Consider the following 18,184-nt stretch of genomic DNA (forward strand, 5'->3'; position numbering starts at 1 on the left):
TCTTAACGGCGCAAATTTAGTTATTTTTGTGGCATGAAGTTTTCCCGAATATTGACTTTGGCTATTCTGAGCCTTCTTTCCGTTAATGCTTTTGCCCTGGACCGCATTTGGGATATGCGTTACACCTATGGCCCGGACTCTAAACCCTCCCCGAAGTTTGCTGCAGGCTTGGGACTGCGCACGGACTTTAGCGATAATATTGTTATTCCGGTCAACCTGATGGGAACGCTAGCAAAGGAATGGGACATGGGCGTGAAGGTTGACGTGTACGCCTATAACAAGTTGGAAAACGTTGTGGCCTCTGTGGACTTTGGTGGCCGCTACCGTTACAAACCCGGTTCCTACATCGAACTGGATGGTTACTTTGGTCTAAATCGTAATGACAAGAGCGCCTTGGTCTTTACCTACGGCATGGAACACTACATTGCAAAGAATTTCTCCAACGCCTATGAATTCCGTAGCGGTTTTTTGGATGGTGCTACCGGTGAAGATGGTATCGCGAAGCTTGTGGTGGGAATGACTCCTACGCTTCATTTTGGACGTTCTGTGGTCTGCATGATTGAAATTACCTCCTCGGGTAGTATCGGAAACGTGAGGGAAGACTTCATGCTGGACATTATCCCTAAGCTGGAAGTATCCGTTGGGGGTGCCCGAGTTCGCCTGGACTTTGATATTGGAATCCTCCAGGAAAACAACAATAACCAGAAAGGTGTGGGCCTGTACGTCCTGATGGGACTATAAATCGGGTCAAAAACAGCTAGAATTTGAACGAAAAATGGAAAAAGGCCCCTTTTCGGGGGCTTTTTTTGTCATAAAGTGTAATTCTTATTCTTAATTATCCTATATTAACGGCCAACGTCATTTCACCTTGGTATTCCCGACCAGTTAATTCCACTGGGAGTGAATGTAGAATACTCGGGTGCAAACGTGTAACACAGTAAAACAAACAAACCAAAAGGAACAGGTAGTAAAATGGCTACTATTACTAAAGAAAAGGCTGCAGAAATCACCGCTAAGTTCGGCGCAAACGAAAAGGACACCGGTAACGTCCGCGTTCAGATCGCTCTCCTGACCGAAAAGATCAAGAACCTCACCGAACATGCAAAGGAACACAAGAAGGACCACCACTCTCTCCGTGGTCTGGCTATGATGGTTGCAAAGCGCAAGAACCTCCTGAAGTACTACGGCGAAAAGGATATTATCGCTCAGCGTGCTCTCATCAAGGAACTTGGTCTGCGCGGCTAATTTCTGTGGACTGGAGATAATCTATGTCTATTGATGCTTACAAAGAAAAGTACGGCAAGATGCTGGACCCGAAGGAAGTGTCTGTAACACTTCCCGATGGTCGTGTCATCTCTTTCGAAACCGGCCGTATTGCTAAGCAGGCTCGTGGCGCTGCTGTTGCCAAGATGGGCGACGCATTTGTCCTGTCCACTGTCTGCTATGGCGAAGAAAAGGAAGGTGACTTCTTCCCCCTGACGGTTGAATACCGCGAAAAGGCCTACGCTGCTGGTCGCCTCCCGGGTGGCTACTCCAAGCGTGAAGCTGGTCGTCCGTCTGACGAAGAAACCCTGTCCGCTCGTATTATCGACCGACCGATCCGCCCCATGTTCCCGGAAAACTTCACTCGTGAAGTCCAGGTCATCGTGCAGGTCATGTCTGCCGACAAGAAGTTCGCTCCCGACGTTCTCGGTGTGAGCGCAGCTTCTCTCTCCATTGGTCTCTCTGACCTCCCGTTCGAACAGCAGGTTGCTGCAGTTCGCGTGGCCGTCGTTGATGGTCAGAACGTTGTGATGCCCACCTATGATCAGATTGCATGTGCCGATCTGGACATGGTGGTCGCCGGTACCGAAGACTCCGTCTGCATGGTGGAAGGTGGCGCTTATGAAGTGTCCGAAGACACCATGATCAACGCAATCCTCGCCGGTCACGAAGTCATCAAGCAGCTGTGCGTTGCTCAGCAGAAGCTGGTTGACCAGTGCGGTAAGATGCCCAAGATGGTCCTCGCCCCGAAGAACGTTGGCGAAACTCACGACAAGCTGGTCGCAACCGTTAAGGAAGTTGTGAACGAAGAACTCCAGAAGGACGTTCACTCCAACATGGTCAAGACCGACTTCTATCCTGCTATGGCAGATCTCTGCAAGCGCATGACTGAAGATGCTCGCATCCTCGCTATCATCGGCGAAGGCGACGCTCAGGACGCTGCTCTCCTCGCAGATGCCAAGGCAATCTTCGGTGATCTGGAACGCACCGCAATGCGTGAAATGATCCTGAACGAACACGTCCGTCTGGATGGCCGTACCACTACCGAAATCCGTCCTATCGAAATCGATATGGGCGTTCTCCCCAGCGCTCATGGCTCTGCCATCTTCCAGCGCGGTGAAACTCAGGGTTTCGTTGTATGTACTCTCGGCACCAAGGCTGACGAACAGCGCTATGAAAGCCTCCAGGGCGAAGGCGCAAAGAGCTACATGCTGCATTACAACTTCCCGCCGTACAGCGTGGGTGAATGCAAGCGTCTCGGCACCAGCCGCCGCGAAATCGGTCACGGCCACCTTGCCGAACGTTCTCTGGCTGCAGTTCTTCCGCTGCCCGAAGACTTCCCGTACACCATCCGCGTGGTTTCCGAAATTCAGGAATCCAACGGTTCTTCTTCCATGGCTTCCGTTTGCGGTGGCTGCTTGAGCTTGATGGACGCTGGCGTTCCTATCAAGGCTCCTGTTGCTGGTATCGCAATGGGCCTCATCTCCGAAAAGGGTTCCGTGAAGGAAGGCGGCAAGATCGAAATCTTGTCCGACATTACCGGCACTGAAGACCACCTCGGCGATATGGACTTCAAGGTTACTGGTACCGCCGAAGGTATCACTGCCTTCCAGATGGATATCAAGATCCGTGGTATTACTCCGGAACTGATGCGTCAGGCATTGGAACAGGCCAAGCAGGGCCGTCTCCACATCCTCGGCCGTATGGCTGAACTTGGCCTGGCTGCACCTCGTCCCAAGGTTTCCGAAAAGGCTCCGACCATGATCAAGATGAAGGTGCCCACCAACAAGATCCGTGACGTTATCGGCTCTGGTGGCTCCGTCATTAAGGGTATGCAGGCTCAGACTGGCTGCACCATCAACATCGACGACAACGGTAACGTTGACATCGCTGCTCCGACTGGTAAGGCTGCTGCAGTTTGCCGCCGCATGATCGAAGAACTCACTGCAGAACCGGAACCGGGCCGCAAGTACAAGGGCAAGGTAAAGACGATCCAGCCGTTCGGCGCATTCGTTGAAATCCTCCCGGGTCGCGATGGCCTCGTGCACATCTCCGAACTTGCTGACCATCGCGTCGACAAGGTTGAAGACGTTGTTCACGTCGGTGACGAAGTTGAAGTTCTTTGCCTGGGTGTTGACCCCAAGGGTAAGGTAAAGCTCTCTATTAAGGCTTTGCTCCCCCCGAAGGCTGAAGCACCTGCCGCTGAAGCTGCACCCGCAGCAGAAGCCGCTCCTGAAGCTCCCGTAGCTCCCGAAGCACCGGCAACTGAAGCTTAATTTCGAATTCGAAGCTTAAAAGACAACCGCTCTGGCTCAACGCCGGGGCGGTTGTTTTTTTTGTGCTTTGTGATGCCTGTCACAATGTTGAGAATTTACGTTGCGATTTTTTAACGTTATGTTGTAATATAATTGAAAGATTATTGTAAAAAGCTATTATTAGGCTGAATTTGCGAATTTAAGGAAAATAATGGTTATTGGATATCTTGTTGCACTTTGTATTGTTTCGGCAATCAACATTGTCATTCTGACCCGAATCAACCATGGGGGCCAGCGCGGTCCTTACTTTGCCATTTGCTTTGCCGCCTTTATTTCCTGCGTAGGCCATTTGTTCCTTGCTCTTTCTACGGATGTAGGCGAAGCCATTATTGCTAATAAGATGAACTATGTGGCTGCCGTGTTCCTGCCCATGTTTACCTTCAATGCGGTGGTTGCGGTTTGCGGTGTTCGTGTTCCTTCCTGGGCAAGCCTGTTCCTTTACCTGCTTTCCTTCCTTGTGTTTGGACTTTCTGCAACGGTTGGCTTTAGCGATGTATACTACACCTCCATTGAGTATGTGAAAACTTATGGCGTTGGCAACTACGTGGCCACCTATGGTCCCGGACATACCCTATTTAACGTTATGCTGGTGGGCTACGTTGTCGCGAACATCAGCCTGATCGTCCACTCCTTCGCCAAGAAGAAGAACGTTTCCTACAAGAGCCTGATTGCCCTTTCCTTGATTGAAGTGGTGAGCATTGGTTCCTTTATCCTGGCCCGATTCATGGAAACGGACACCCTGATTATGCCTGCGGTGTACGTGTTCGACCAGTTTGCCCTGCTTTACATCTGCTTTAGAGTTCGTTATTACGATATTACCCAGAATGTGGTGAACGCCCTGGAAGAAAACAATACAGACGGATATATTTCCGTATTTTCCGACTTCCATTTCCTGGGCGCCAATAAGATTGCTTACGGTTTCTTCCAGGAACTTCGTCGTTGCCGTGTGGACAAGGCCATGTCCAATAATTCCGAAATGGAATTGCTGTTGATCAACTGGATCAAGGATTTCGAATCCGGCAAGAAGATTGAATTCAAGGAAGTGAGCCGCGGAAGCCATCATTACAAGTTGTCCCTGAAGGTCCTTCGCTTTGCTGCCCAGAAGGCTGCTTACCTGTTCAAGGTAGAAGACGATACAGAAATTCATAACTATGTCCGCATGCTGGGTAACAGCAATAGCCGACTGGAAAATCTGGCAAAGACCAATGCTACCCAGATTCACGCCATTCAGGAACAGATGGTGGTGGGTATGGCAAACATGGTGGAAAGCCGCGATAGCAGTACTGGCGGTCACATCAAGCGTACTAGCCAGGTGGTTGCCATCCTGGTGGATGAGTTGCGCAAGGATCCCAATTCCAATTATAGCGAGAAGTTCTACGATTCCTTGATCAAGAGTGCTCCTATGCACGACCTGGGTAAGATTGCCATTGACGATGCAATCCTGCGTAAGCCGGGCCGTTTTACTCCCGAGGAATACGAAACCATGAAAACTCACCCGGCTCGTGGTGCGGCAATCGTGGAGAACCTGCTTTCCCAGATCGAGGATCCTTCCTTTGTTCAAATTGCAAGAAATGTGGCCTGGTTCCATCATGAACATTTCAACGGCAATGGCTATCCCAACGGCCTGAAGGGTTCTGAAATTCCCTTTGAAGCTCGCGTCATGGCAATTGCCGACGTTTATGACGCTCTGGTCAGCAAGCGTTGCTATAAGGATAAGTTCTCTTTTGAAAAGGCCTATGAAATCATTACGGAAGGAATGGGCACTCAGTTTGATCCGTCCTTAAGAGCGTTCTTCGATAGGGCCCGCCCCCGCCTGGAAGAGTACTATAGAAGTATGGAAGCTTAATTCCACCCTAGCGGGCCGTGGCTGACTTAGCTATCTTTGGGCCCGTCATGCTGGAATCCCTGAATTTTCACTTTACCTTTTACGACTGGCTCTTGGTGGTGATGGTCACTGCCTTGGGTACTCTAAGTGCGTATTTGAAAGATCCGCAGTTGAAGGCGGTGACGGCAACTATCCCCATTCCTTTTGGGTTTGCCTATATTGCAGTTGGATTGCCTATTGGGGCTGCCAATGCCATTTCTGGATTTATGTGCATGCTGTATGCTAACATTGTACGAATACTGCATTACAAGGTGAAGATTCCCATTGTTCCTTCCATCATCATTGGCCTGGCCTGCTTTGTATTGCTGGGGACTTTCCTGATGCCGCGTATTCCTGACGGTGAAGGCTTCTTCCTGGGGGTGTGTGCTTTTGATTTTGTGGTGGGCGTTATCATGTTCCAGAAGCAGAAGTACAGCGCTGGCGTAAAGTACAAGACGCCGCTGCCCATTTATATCAAGGCTCCTGCAATTGCCTGCGTGGTCAGCGGCCTGATGTTCATCAAGCGATTGATGGGCGGGTTCTGCACCAGTTTCCCCATGATGAATTCCATCGTCAGCTATGAAAGCCGTTTTTCCCTGGCGGACCAGTGCAGACAATTGCCGTTGTTCCTGATTGCAGCTCCCTTTATGTTTATCGAAATGCACTTCATTGAAACTCGATTGCATTGGAACCACTGGATTGTGCTGCTTTGCGGTTATATCCTCTTTAGCTTCATTTATGTTCCTTTGAATAACGAACTGAAACGCCGCAACGCGGCTGCGGGTTCGGATAAGTAAGGTCCCCTTAAATCATTCCAGCATGGTGTCCACTTTCAGGGAATCTTCGCTGAAGGTGATGTGGATGGTTCCTCTTTCTGCGGTATTCAGGTGAGGGATTTGTAGGGAGTCCAGTCGCTGGATGACTTGCTTGTGGGGGTGGCGGAACTTATTCCGGCGGCCGCTGGATATAATGGCAACTTTCGGCTGTACAGCCTGGAGAAACGCCTTGCTGCTGGAGGTTTTGGACCCGTGGTGTCCCAACTTCAGGACGTCGCTTTTAAGGTACATGTCCGTACGGAGGAGCTGTTTTTCCCCCGCGATGGTCAGGTCTCCTGTCAGGATGGCAGAGTGGCCTAGACCTTTTGCCCTGAGGGTAATGCTCTGGGTGTTTTCGTCGGTACAGCCCGAGGTGTCCGGATGTAAGGTCCATAGCTGGAAACCGTTTTCCTTCCAGAGGACACCCCGATGGATATTGCGGATGGGTATGTTTCTGCGGTGGGCTTCCCGCAGGACTTGCTGCCATAGGGGTTTCTTTTCCCGACGGGAGCAGTTAGACATCCAGATTTCCTTAACGGGAAAAGTCTTGATGAGGGATAGGGCTCCGCCGAAGTGGTCCTTATCCGCATGAGTAATGATGAGGGCATCCAGAGAGGAAACGCCAATGTGGTGCAAGTAGGGGACGAGAATGTTCTTGCCAGCGTCCTGAGTGGACCTGCTGAATTTATCGGTCGGGTCGGGGGCGTCTCCTGCGTCGATGAGCATGTGTTTTTGGGAAGGGGTGGTGATGAGATGGGAATCGCCTTGCCCTACATCTACCGTGGTCAGTGACCAGGTGGGTGTGGCTGCCCGCTGGTAACCGACCCAGAGGAAATTGAGGCTAAAGAAAAGCAAACTCCCTAGGGCAAGTTTTCTAGCCAGCGGATTACTGCGGTAGGCGGGGATGAGAATAATCAGCACTCCGAACAGGAGCAGGATGGACGGACCAAAGGGGCCGACGGTTGTGGAAGCCTGCGATGAACTGGAAAGCAGTTTTGTAAGGAGGGAAGCGAGCCGCAGAAAGAAGCTGGCGGCGTAGCAGAAATACTGGCGGATGGAATCTACGGGAAAAAGGAGGCCGAAGAGCCCCGCCTGCATTCCCATGGAAATGGCGGGAACCACCACGATGTTTCCGAGCCAGGCTAGGGGTGACAAGGTCTTGAAATGATGGATGAGAAAGGGGGCTGTAGATAGGGTGGCGCACAAGGTGACGTAAGTAGGTTCCAGGATGAATTCCTGAAATTTCTTCCAGAGTTTGTTGCGCTTGAATTTGGAGGGAAGATTTTTTAAGGGGTTTAGAGGCCCGCTGATGAGGATGCCTGCGGTGGCTGCAACTGAAAGCTGAAATCCGGGATTCCAGATGATGTAAGGTTCCGGAAGAATCAGGATGATTAACGCCACACCTAGGCTGTTTAGGGTGTTTGAAGTTCGCTGGAAGATGGAACCAATTTGGGGTACGGCGAACATGATGACCGCACGACGGACTGCAGGGGAGCCTCCTGTGACGGGGATGTACACCAGCAGGAGAAGTACTGCAAGAATTCGCACCATGCGGTGAGGCAATCGGGTGGCCTTCAGGAATATCATGAGGATTCCTGCCAGAAGGACCACATGGAACCCGCTGATGGCCAGAACGTGGACCAGTCCCGAGCGCTGGAAGTCACTACGCAAGGCGTCTGGAATTCCAGAGCGGTCTCCTGCTAATAACCCCAGGAGAAGTCCTGTTTCGGAGTCGTCCAGATATTTGCTGAAGCGGGACTTGATCCACTGGCGAAAAGCGTAGAAACTTCTTTCGGGAACCCAACGGAATCCGTGGACGGTCCAGTGTTTGAATTTACCGTAGGCGGCCAAGTGCTGGGAATGGAGCCATCCTGCGGTGTTGAAACCGCCTGGTACTGTAGGGGGCGTTACTGGATACCAACTGGCTTCATAGCAGATGGAGTCTCCCGGCTGGGGAATGAGGGGCAAGTTCCGCTTTTCCGTGAGGCGGACTCGATAGGTTTTTGTAACGGAATCCTCCGGAATGTTCACCAGGATGGCGTATCCGTTGGTTCTTGGCTGCGTTGCCTCGACCGTCCCGCAGGCCTCCACGGGAATTCGTGGCGTGGTGTCCTCTACGTTTGAAAAAAACTCTTGGGAGAGTATCCCTGCCGTCATAGTTATAAGAATGGCCCATTGGAGTCGTCTGGAAAAGAAGTGAGTAAGGATTGCTATGCTAAGGAGAAGAACTGGTGCGTAGGAGGGCTCCTGGATGCTGGCAATGGTTAGGGCTAGAATTAATGAGGACAAGAGTGCCGGCTTACCCATGAGGGGCTGCATTAAATTTTTTAAATCCGTCTGGATTGGCTTTAGAATTTGTTTTTTCATTCTGGAAAAACCTATATTACGTGCTGATACTCTATACACGTATTTTTGGTTAGGTTTGAATGAAGTTTTTTTGTAAAAAAATCTTGATGATTCCCCAGGTCCTTTTGTTCGCGGCTTCTTTGGCAGTTTTGTTGGCTGGCTGTGCGACAGAAAGTGAAGAATCTGACTTGTTGCCGGATAATCAAGTCGCTTTCTGGATGTTTCCTAATGATGGTGCCCTAAGCGATTCTGTGGATCAGAACTTGACTCATGGAATTATTCTTGAAGTTCATGCCGATGCGGAATACACCTTGTCTTTTGATGCGGATGAAGAAGCGGGTGCGCCCACTTTAAAATTGTATCGTTTAAGGCGAGTCAGTCAGGGTGCCATTCCTTCCAAGGTGCGTTCCCTGAAGGCTTCTCTGGAGAATGGACGTTATGTGTATCGTTTCCTCTGTGAGGAAAAGGACGCTGCTGAATGGGCTACCGTCCTGCAAAAGGATGGCAAGTATTATCAGGGATCCACCAATAATACTCGCTTTACTGGGGATGGCGCCTATTCCGATCATCTTTCCCTGAATCTGGTGCTGGTAGGTAACGTAGAGCAGAAATTGAGTGGCTACACCAAGGAAGACCTTGCTTCTGCTATGCTTGCTCGCTTTAGGCAGTTCTATACAGGGATCGTTATCGATACTCTTTACGTTAATTATGCCGAAAATCATCCTACCAATGGTAAACTGTTTCCCTCTAATGAGCCGTGGATTGCTGGACGTTCCGATGATGATATTATGATGAGTAAGCTTGGCGGTGGATGGAACGGTGCCGATGGCGCCCTGGACTTAGTCTTGGTTCATTATATTGATGAAGTGGGCTTGCTGGGTTATTCTTATCTCTTTAGTGGAAATTTGAAGGGGGGTGAGGGCAGTACTGTTGTGCTGGGAGCCTTCGTGAAAACCAACGCGGGAACCATTGCCAATTCTATGGATGCTATTGTTGAAACGGCTGTTCACGAATCGGGACATTTCCTGGGCTTGCGCCATACCACTGCTACGAAAGCAGATCTTGCTGCTGTTGGGGACTACTCCATGCTAGAAGATGGCCTGTCGGATACTCCGTTCTGTGAAGGCTTGATTAGCAGTGGACTTGTCAAGAAGAAGACCGAAACCGGCTCGGATATGAAAATCCGTTATGGAGGTTGGCGCCTTAGAGGCAGAACTGCTGTTGAGGCCAGAGGTGGCTTTGATATTAACGCTTGCCCGGACGTGGCAAACCTGATGTTCCCTGTGGAAACTGGAGTGGAGTATGAACCTCTAACTCCTATGCAGCAGGATTTGGTCCGCAAGACTTTGATGATTTATCCCCACTAGTTTTTTTGAATTTAGGATTTTCTATGAAGGCATCTAACTTTAGTGAACAGGCTCAGCTGATTGCTTTTGTTTTGCAGAAAGGTTCGGAATGGGACCCGGCTGTGATTGAACTTCTAGAAAAAACCTGGGGCAAGATCCGCCATAAGGGGAAACTTTTTGCGTTTGACAAGACTCCCTATTACCAGCCCGAAATGGGTGATGGACTTTATCGTGGCGTGGTTTCCTTCGAGAAAACTATACCGCCTGAAACCATTGCGGAAGAGAAGGCCCGCAGTAACGCTCTTGAATTGACTACCGCCGACAGCGACAATCCGGACCACCGTCATGTGAATATTGACATTGGCTATATGGATATGGACAAGGTGGTGTTGCCCAGCTATAAACGTGGCCCCTTTAAACTTTATGCGGGAAACGGTGTGTGGCTGGATATGCTTTTGACTTATGCCAAGGGCGTTTTCCATCCGACAGCCTGGGCGTTCGAGGATTTCGTGAGAAATCCTTACCAGCATGATTTGCAGCTGATTCGTGAACGCTATAAAAAAGCGGGCGCTGGTAAGCCCGCAAAATAACAAGGCAAGTATTAAAATTTCGCCTTAAATAAATCCGTAAAGGAAAAATCCCGCGAAAACCAGGGGGGCTACAGCCCACATTCCCTGGAAGTAATGCTTGATGTCCACAGAACTCATGGACATGTGATTGATGACGGAAATCATCAGATACCAGAAGAAAATTTCTGCCCAGATGGAGTAATGACCGTAAAAGATGGCGTTAATCAAAAAATACTGGGCGATCATTCCTGCAAATACAGGGGCGCAGGCTATCATGGTATGCTGAATGGCCTTGAAAGGGGCTGGACCTCGAACGATATAGTCCACATGCCCTAGGGAATCTCCCTTGGTATCCAGGAAACTGATGGCGGTAATCTTTGCTCCCGTAAGAATTCCAAACAGGGCGTGGGCGCTTTCGTGAATGATGGTGCCAGCAATGGTGACGTAGTTGCTGATGAAAAGAGCCGCCTTTAGACCGAAAATCTTTTCCAGCAGGTTGATTTGCAAACGCTGGATTCCGTTCATGATAGCGCCAATGAGCAATAGAGCGATAATCATGATGGCGGTGCAAATGAGGCTTGTGACAGCGGCTCCCTTAGGCCCGTGCCCCATCTGGATAAGACTCAGTATGTTGTAATAGAGTAGACCGATCATTTTTCTAAACCCATTTATAAAAAAATTCTAACTTCTTTTCAATGAAGAAGGCTATTGTCATTATCGCTTTAATTGTGCTTGCAGGATACTTTCTGCATTACTACAAGGGTTATCGTAAATTTGCTGCAGAAGTGGATAGCCACAACAGTCTTGTGACGGAGGCCAATGAATGCCTGGCTGCTTACGACTGGAAATGTGCGGAACGTAGCACGCGGGCTTTGCTGAAGGAAAATCCTACGGATGAAATTCTGCTGACGAACATGGCATGGATCCTCCTGGAACAGGAACGTTACGAAGAATGCCTTGACTATATTGCGGGTCTAAGTATCCAGAATGAAAATCTGAATGATATTAGGCAGAAGGCCGCCCTGCTGAAACAGGAGATGGAAGAACTTCGCCTGGAAAAGTCCTTGCACTTTAGACTTGAATATGATGGCAATCCTTCTCGCACCAACGTGATGGAGGCACTTGCCGTTCTGGAAGTGGCTTACGATTCCTTGAGTACCTTATTTGACTTTGAATTGGAAAATAAGATTGGCCTTGTGCTGTACCAGGCTTCTAGTCATACTGGCATTGGTCCTCGTCCGGACTGGGTGGGGGCAATCTTTGACGGAAAGCTTCGCGTTCCTGAAAACGTCATGGAGTATTCCGGGGTTTACAGGCCCATGCTGTTCCATGAACTGACCCACTGCTTTCTGCGAGGCATGACCCATGTGAAGATTCCCTTCTGGCTCAATGAAGGTATTGCCCAGGTGGTGGATGCGTCACGTAATGATGTTGAAAAGCCGGAGGGTGCTAAGCCTTCCCTGAAGGATCTGGAAAACGCCTTTGTGGAACAGGACCGTCGTGACGTGGCGGTAAAGCTTTACTGGTATTCCCAGAAGATGGTGGAAGGAATGCTTGCCCGCAATGGCAACTTCGTGCATTTCAGAAAGTTTGTTCAGGACTTGAGAAAACTTGGGACGGATACTGCCCTTAAGCAGTATTATGGCGTAACTGCAGAACAGTTGCTGGATGAGGTAAGGTAATGAAACGTATTGCGATTCTTGCTACGGGTGGAACCATTGCCGGTGTTGGAAATCCAGGTGAAAACCTGGGCTACGTTTCGGGCCAACTTGCGGGAAGCGACCTGGTGGCCGCTGTGCCTGAAATCGCAGATTATGCGGATGTTTATGTGGAACAGTTCTGCAACGTAAATTCCGATGACATGACGGGTGAACTGTGGCTGAAACTGGCGAAACGTATTGATGAAATTGCAGGTGCTGCGGGAAATGTGGGGGAGGATACTGTACCGCCGGTGGATGCCTTTGTCATAACTCACGGTACGGACACCATGGACGAAACCGCTTACTTCCTGAGTTTGACCCTGCGAACGGATAAGCCAGTGATTCTTACAGGATCCATGCGTCCTGCTACAGCAAAGGATCCCGATGGTCCCGCCAATTTGCTGGGGGCGGTGAGAGCTGCCGCCGGATTTGCGGTGGATGACGAAGCCCCTGCGGGAAGTAACGTGTGGGTGTATTTCGGCGGGGAACTGTTTGACGCTAGACGCGTCCAGAAGTGCAGTGCCAGCAAGTTGCAGCCCATGGACGTGGATGATGAAAGTCTCCCGAAGGAGATGCCCTTCTTTGACGTCTCGGATCTTGAAGAACTACCGCGGGTGAATGTGGTTTACTTCGGGGTGGATTCGGACCCGAGAATTCTGGAGTATGCTTCCTCCGTTTCTGACGGTCTTGTGATTGCTGGAGCGGGAGCCGGAGAGTTTAGCCTTCGCTGGGCGGAAGCCTTGTCCCGCGTGGATATTCCCGTGGTGATGAGCACCCGCATTAACCATGGGGTAGTGACGCTTAACCAGAATCTGGCTAAGGCACCCGAGGGAATTGCCCGAGTGGCTTCCGGAACTTTGCCTCCCCAGAAGGCGGCCATCCTGCTACGCCTCGCCCTGACCCAGACGAAAAATCCCACAAAACTCCGAAAGCTTTTTGAAAAGGCATAAAAAGAATCCCACGCCAAGACGTGGGAGCTTCGCTCCCCTTCAAACAAAAAAAGATCCCACCAAACAAGCTTCGCTTGTGATGGTGGGAATCTTTTTTTCGGGGTTCGTCTAAGGCATTCTGATGCCGTCTTCCTCAATGACGATTTTGCCTTCGCGGAACAGGGTGCCCAGAAGTTTCTTGAAGGTCTTCTTGGACATGCCGAATTCCTGACGGATGACTTCAGGATCGCTGTGGTCTCCATAGGGAAGGCTGCCACCAGCTTCTTCCAACTTGCGGAGAATTGCATTGGGGCTGTCGCTCTTCATCAGACCCTTGTAACCTACGGGAGCCAGATTCAAAGTAATCTTCCCGTCGGCGGTAAAGCGCTGGATAAAGCCCGGCATGGTATCGCCGATGTAAATACGTTCCATACCCGGGGTGAGCATGAGGCGGCCGGTATAGCGGTAGTCCACCAGGAAGTCTACGTAATCCTGAGTGACTTCGTAGGCGGCAAGTTCTACTCGCTGGCCTACATGAAGTTCAGAGGTGTCCATGTCCAGGAAGCTCTTGATCTTTTCTGTAGCTACAATGCGGTTGCTCTTGTCATCCACCAGGATGAAAACCACACAGCGGTCGCCGCGCTGGAGTTCGCCCAGCTGCTGCTTGAAGGGGAGGAACAAATCCTTATTCAAGCCCCAGTTCAGGAATGCGCCGAAACGGTTCACGTCCTTCACTTCCAGGACGGCGAATTCACCTACCTGAGCGTAAGGCTGGTTCAAGGTGGCGATAGGACGGTCTTCACTATCGGTGTAGACGAAAACGTCCACCACTTCACCTTCTTCCAGAGTAAACTGATCCTTGTTGCCCGGAAGCAGCACTCGTTCACCGCTTTCCAGTTCCAGATAATAGCCTTGGGGAGTGATTTCTTCCACTCGACCGCGATTATATCGTCCTAAATCCATAATAAGCCCTTCCGTTCAATTGATTGTTATCCCTTAATATAGTATATTTGGCCACCTGAAGGAGCTTTTGCGAATGAGACCTGGTGTTGATTCTATTGACTTGCAGACCATTATTGAACAGGATTTCGTGTGCAACGAACTGCATCGTGCATTTTTCAAGAAGCACCTGGGAACCACATTCTCCTTCGATGTTCCTTTCTTGAACTGGCTTAAGGCTAATGCTGGCCGAACCTACCAGGAAGCCATTGAAGCTTACTGTCAAATCCAGAATGAGAAAAAGGAATCCAAGTCCACCGTCACTATCAACAAGCCGACTTGGTGAAATTCTCCTAACAAGGCTGACGAATCTTCCAAGTAAAAAGATTTGTTATTCTAGCAGAAAGGGACTGACGATTCAACGTCAGTCCCTTTCTGCTAATTACAGGCGCTTGTGTATTGCGGGGTTAGAAACCCTTGATCACCAGCAGGCTGGAAATGCCGATGGCAAACCACAGAATCACGCCCTGGATAAAGGGCTTGGGACCGCACTTCTGGAGGGCTGCCTTGGAGAGACCGGTACCGATGAGGAACAGGGTCACGGCGAAACCGCGCTTGGCGATCATGACGATGGTCTTGCCTACAGATTCGGGAACGCCCAGTGCGGGGAACAGGTAGGTGTTGATGACCATGGCGATGGCGAACAGGAAGATGAACCAGGGAACCACATTCAGCTTGCCCTTGCCAGCGTTCTTGCGGAAGAACACCATGGTGATGAGTGCGAGAGGAAGAATCCAGAGAGCTCGGGTGCATTTGACCATGGCGGCCACCTGCAAGGATTCGTCGCTGTAGGCTGCGGCAGCGCCCACCACAGAACTGGTGTCGTGGATGGCGATGGCAGCCCATTCACCGAACTGCTGGTTATCCAGGCCGAAGAAATGGCCCAGGGGAGGGAAGATCAAGAGAGCGAGAGCGTTCAGCACGAAGATGGTGCCCAGAGACATGCTCATCTGCTTGTCGTCGGCGTCCACAACGGGAGCAACTGCTGCGATGGCGGAACCACCGCAAATTGCGGTACCGCTGCTAACCAGGTAAGAAGTCTTGGTGTCCACCTTAAGAATCTTGCCCACCAGGAAGCCCAGCACCATGACGGCCACCACGGAAATGATGGTGAACATCATGCCGTCCTTACCGCTGGCAAGTGCTGCCTGCAAGTTCATGCCGAAACCAAGGCCCACCACGCAGCCCTGAAGCAAGTACTTCTGGGTTTTCTTGGCAAACTTGGGGAAGACGGGACCTCCGAAGGCGAAGGCGTAGACGATACCTGCCATCAATGCCATCCAGGATGCTACGCAGGGGACGCAGGCTGCAATAATCAGGGCAACGAAGGCGATTTTTGCGATTTTCTCTTTCATTTTGTTCTCTTTGTTGAACTACTCCGTAGGGAGCTTGTTTGCGTGTCGGATAAAGGCTAAAGTTTCTTTCTCGCCTTTTTCTGCAAGCATGGTTAAAAGGTACAGAAGTTTCTTGTAGGTGTTTTCTTCCATCTTTTCGCGAGCCGTACTCTTGGTTAAATACTTCAGAGGGCTGGTGCGGTCGTAATCCTTGCCGCCGTAGGTCTTGGATGCTGCAACGCGGTCGCAGAACATTTCCTTGATGTAGCGGTCCGGCATAGGCATGGGCACGATTTTCTTGGTAGCCATTTCATAGTCGTACCAGAATTCAAAGTGATGCTTGTTTCTACCCTTATGGTGCATCCATGCCAGGCTATAACCTGTGGCGTTACGTTCGCCATTGTTGGGAGATTCCTTTCCGGTATAGTACTTGGCTCCAGGAATAAATTCCGTGGGACTGTACTTGGACAAATCGTGGAAAAGACCCTGGAATCCGATACCCGCGCGGAAGCATAGACGAATCACTTCGTGACGGTGCTTGCTGATGGTGATAAAATGTCTAATCGGATGAAACATGTACACAAATATAGTTATTTCTTATAGCCGGTCAAAAAAATGAAGGGCCGCGCCTTCACTGGTGCGACCCTTTTGTATTTATATGGGATGTCGAAAACCGAATATAAAGCCTTGATTTCCTCGGGGTAATGTTGACAGAGAATCATTCAGTAATGTATATTACCCTGTAGAAAAGGAGCTTGATATGTCGAATGCGGAAGCTTTGCACCAACTATTTGCGCAATGTCAAAAGATCAATTTTGACGAGTCCTATGATATTATCGCTTCTGCCCAAAGTCAGGACGAGGCTGACTTCTTTCGCCTTGCAACGGATTTGATTCTCAAACAGAAGCAGAAAAAGGTCGTCGAAGAGAATCGGTTCTGATGAAACGATATATTCTTTTTGCTGGATGCAATGGCGTCGGAAAGTCAACTCTCTATCAGACGAACGAGATGTTCCGCGAGATGCCTCGCGTCAACATGGACGAAATTGTTCGCGAGTTTGGCTCATGGAAAAATGAGGCCGACGCATTCAAGGCTGGAAAGATTGCAATTTGCAAGATCAGGGAGTACTTTTCGCTTGGCCTTTCGTTTAATCAAGAGACGACGCTTTGTGGACAATCTGTGTGGAAAAATATCCGGCAGGCGCGCCAACTTGGCTACAGGATAGAAATGTACTATGTTGGGGTCCAATCTGTCGAAATTGCCAAGGAAAGAATACGAGGCCGTGTTTTAAAAGGTGGGCACGGTATCCCGGATGCCGATGTCGAACGTCGCTTTATCGAGTCTATTGAAAATCTTCAAAAAGCCATTCAGCTTTGCGACGTAGTTGAAGTATTTGACAATACGGAAACATTTATTCGCGTTGCGCGCTTTGAATGTGGTCAATGTGTTTTGAGAACGGAAGGCGTGCCGGACTGGGTTCCGTAATTTCCGTTGAGGCTCGAATGAACAATACGACTTGTGAAACATGCCAGCGCAAGCAGGGCACGACGAATGTAGCCCTTGACGAGTTCTACCTCAAGAATCACCTCGGCAGCACGGTCGCTGTGATGGACAATGGGGCTGTAAGCACGCTTAAGGCCGCCTACGACTACCGCGCTTTTGGCGAGCAGGTAGATTTGGAACAGAAAGGTGACAAGGTCACCGAGAACTTCACGGGCAAATGTCCTCAAGGTGAGTGCAGCGAAAATACACTTGTGTATTTTCATTGCCGAGCCGCTGGACATAGCGCTTTGCGCCAGGAGAAGGATGACGAAACCGCGCTCAACTACTTCGGCGCAAGATATCTCGACCCCATGCTCGGATTGTGGATTTCAGTTGATGCAGCAAGACAGTACCAGAATCCGTATCTATATGCTGGCAATAATCCTATTATGCGTACTGATCCCGATGGGAATCAGGATGCTACAGCTTTGGGATGGAATATATTTGTTCGTGAACAGGAAGCTAATTTTAGAGGAGCTGCGTCAAAACTTGTTGATAAGAGCGAAGAATATGGTAATAAGGCCCTTGAATTTGCAAAAGATGAAGGTGTGGATATAGGTGTGGATATAGCGTTGGTTACATTGGCAGTAATCCAGCCAGAACTAGCTCCGTTATGTGCTGATGCTTTGCTTGTAAAAGGGGTGGCTCAGGGGATAATGAATGATTCTCCAGGTCAGGTGTTGACCTCTACAGTAGGTTTTTTCATTCCTGGAGTGAATTCGGTTGGAAAAGCACTTGGCATTTACGCAGTAGAAAAAATTGTCAATGAAACTGTTGTCAATCCTTTCTTAGATGAAGATTTTGAAACAAAAAATATAGATATGCAAAAGAATTACAACGATTATGCCGAGTAAAAGGACTGTAACTTATGGGGTTTGTTTTTTCACTTTTTTTCCTGATTTTATTTGTTGTTGCTGTTTGTGAAAAAAAGATATACATTCATGATCTTAACATAGATCTTCGCGAAAAACCAATGCTGTTCTTGATATACACAATTTCTTTTTTTGTATTTGCAGTCATCTTTTTTATGATAGGATTGGTGAAATTGAATATTTTATAATTTTGGTTCTTCATCAACATGTGTGGGTGGCTTCGCCACCCTTTTTTGTTGACTTTCGCCTAAATTAAACAAAAAATGGGCTATTTTCTAAAATTTAATCGC

Annotated in this window: 18 protein-coding genes; 13 read left to right on the forward strand and 5 right to left on the reverse strand. The window is 49.5% G+C overall.

The window, feature by feature from the left end:
- The first annotated feature begins 33 nt into the window (after window positions 1-33).
- From BUB59_RS13350 to BUB59_RS13370, 5 genes are all read left to right on the forward strand, one after another.
- Window positions 34-741: a hypothetical protein gene (locus BUB59_RS13350; protein ID WP_143160405.1), complete on the forward strand. Its 708-nt coding sequence runs from the start codon at window positions 34-36 to the stop codon at window positions 739-741.
- Window positions 742-972: 231 nt separating this feature from the next.
- Entirely contained in the window at window positions 973-1,245 is a 273-nt protein-coding gene (gene rpsO, locus BUB59_RS13355; protein ID WP_073230832.1) for a 30S ribosomal protein S15, read from the forward strand.
- A gap of 62 nt (window positions 1,246-1,307) precedes the next feature.
- Window positions 1,308-3,539, forward strand: coding sequence for a polyribonucleotide nucleotidyltransferase (gene pnp / locus BUB59_RS13360; protein WP_369806270.1), 2,232 nt, complete (start codon window positions 1,308-1,310; stop codon window positions 3,537-3,539).
- A 190-nt stretch (window positions 3,540-3,729) separates the two neighbouring features.
- Window positions 3,730-5,424, forward strand: a complete 1,695-nt coding sequence (locus BUB59_RS13365) for an HD domain-containing phosphohydrolase (RefSeq protein ID WP_073230836.1) — start codon at window positions 3,730-3,732, stop codon at window positions 5,422-5,424.
- A gap of 17 nt (window positions 5,425-5,441) precedes the next feature.
- Window positions 5,442-6,239, forward strand: coding sequence for a hypothetical protein (locus BUB59_RS13370; RefSeq protein ID WP_234980065.1), 798 nt, complete (start codon window positions 5,442-5,444; stop codon window positions 6,237-6,239).
- 12 nt (window positions 6,240-6,251) lie between these two features.
- Here BUB59_RS13370 and BUB59_RS13375 read toward each other — a convergent pair whose 3' ends face one another.
- Window positions 6,252-8,414: a DNA internalization-related competence protein ComEC/Rec2 gene (locus BUB59_RS13375; protein ID WP_234980066.1), complete on the reverse strand. Its 2,163-nt coding sequence runs from the start codon at window positions 8,412-8,414 to the stop codon at window positions 6,252-6,254.
- Between the two features lie 269 nt (window positions 8,415-8,683).
- Here BUB59_RS13375 and BUB59_RS13380 point away from each other — a divergent pair, with 269 nt between their 5' ends.
- Both BUB59_RS13380 and BUB59_RS13385 read left to right on the forward strand, forming a co-directional pair.
- On the forward strand, window positions 8,684-9,970 hold the full coding sequence (locus BUB59_RS13380) for a zinc metalloprotease (RefSeq protein WP_143160406.1): 1,287 nt from the start codon (window positions 8,684-8,686) through the stop codon (window positions 9,968-9,970).
- Window positions 9,971-9,993: 23 nt separating this feature from the next.
- Window positions 9,994-10,539 (forward strand): DUF4416 family protein, encoded by a 546-nt coding sequence (locus tag BUB59_RS13385; RefSeq protein WP_073230844.1) that lies wholly within the window; start codon window positions 9,994-9,996, stop codon window positions 10,537-10,539.
- 24 nt (window positions 10,540-10,563) lie between these two features.
- On the opposite strand, the gene BUB59_RS13390 is transcribed toward BUB59_RS13385, so the two are convergent.
- Window positions 10,564-11,172: a hypothetical protein gene (locus tag BUB59_RS13390; RefSeq protein ID WP_143160407.1), complete on the reverse strand. Its 609-nt coding sequence runs from the start codon at window positions 11,170-11,172 to the stop codon at window positions 10,564-10,566.
- A gap of 41 nt (window positions 11,173-11,213) precedes the next feature.
- On the opposite strand from BUB59_RS13390, the gene BUB59_RS13395 reads away from it, so the two are divergent.
- Both BUB59_RS13395 and BUB59_RS13400 read left to right on the forward strand, forming a co-directional pair.
- A complete protein-coding gene (locus BUB59_RS13395; RefSeq protein ID WP_073230849.1) occupies window positions 11,214-12,200 on the forward strand; it encodes a tetratricopeptide repeat protein in 987 nt (328 codons plus the stop codon).
- Window positions 12,200-13,168: an asparaginase gene (locus tag BUB59_RS13400; protein ID WP_073230851.1), complete on the forward strand. Its 969-nt coding sequence runs from the start codon at window positions 12,200-12,202 to the stop codon at window positions 13,166-13,168. Before BUB59_RS13395 ends, BUB59_RS13400 begins: the two co-directional genes overlap by 1 nt.
- Window positions 13,169-13,276: 108 nt before the next feature.
- Here BUB59_RS13400 and BUB59_RS13405 read toward each other — a convergent pair whose 3' ends face one another.
- Window positions 13,277-14,110, reverse strand: coding sequence for a CvfB family protein (locus BUB59_RS13405; protein ID WP_073230853.1), 834 nt, complete (start codon window positions 14,108-14,110; stop codon window positions 13,277-13,279).
- A gap of 73 nt (window positions 14,111-14,183) precedes the next feature.
- Here BUB59_RS13405 and BUB59_RS13410 point away from each other — a divergent pair, with 73 nt between their 5' ends.
- Entirely contained in the window at window positions 14,184-14,432 is a 249-nt protein-coding gene (locus BUB59_RS13410; RefSeq protein ID WP_073230855.1) for a DUF6434 domain-containing protein, read from the forward strand.
- A gap of 121 nt (window positions 14,433-14,553) precedes the next feature.
- Here BUB59_RS13410 and BUB59_RS13415 read toward each other — a convergent pair whose 3' ends face one another.
- Window positions 14,554-15,501: a YeiH family protein gene (locus BUB59_RS13415; protein ID WP_073230858.1), complete on the reverse strand. Its 948-nt coding sequence runs from the start codon at window positions 15,499-15,501 to the stop codon at window positions 14,554-14,556.
- 18 nt (window positions 15,502-15,519) lie between these two features.
- A complete protein-coding gene (locus BUB59_RS13420; protein WP_073230860.1) occupies window positions 15,520-16,056 on the reverse strand; it encodes a DUF5662 family protein in 537 nt (178 codons plus the stop codon).
- A 184-nt stretch (window positions 16,057-16,240) separates the two neighbouring features.
- Here BUB59_RS13420 and BUB59_RS13425 point away from each other — a divergent pair, with 184 nt between their 5' ends.
- From BUB59_RS13425 to BUB59_RS13435, 3 genes are read left to right on the forward strand one after another with little or no spacing between them, the layout of a single operon-like run.
- Window positions 16,241-16,420 (forward strand): hypothetical protein, encoded by a 180-nt coding sequence (locus BUB59_RS13425; protein WP_073230863.1) that lies wholly within the window; start codon window positions 16,241-16,243, stop codon window positions 16,418-16,420.
- Window positions 16,420-16,965, forward strand: coding sequence for an ATPase (locus BUB59_RS13430; RefSeq protein ID WP_073230865.1), 546 nt, complete (start codon window positions 16,420-16,422; stop codon window positions 16,963-16,965). The genes BUB59_RS13425 and BUB59_RS13430 overlap by 1 nt, the downstream gene beginning before the upstream one ends.
- A gap of 17 nt (window positions 16,966-16,982) precedes the next feature.
- Window positions 16,983-17,876 (forward strand): RHS repeat domain-containing protein, encoded by an 894-nt coding sequence (locus tag BUB59_RS13435; RefSeq protein ID WP_073230866.1) that lies wholly within the window; start codon window positions 16,983-16,985, stop codon window positions 17,874-17,876.
- Window positions 17,877-18,184: the final 308 nt, after the last annotated feature.

The organism is Fibrobacter sp. UWEL (assembly GCF_900142535.1).
Taxonomy (GTDB): domain Bacteria; phylum Fibrobacterota; class Fibrobacteria; order Fibrobacterales; family Fibrobacteraceae; genus Fibrobacter.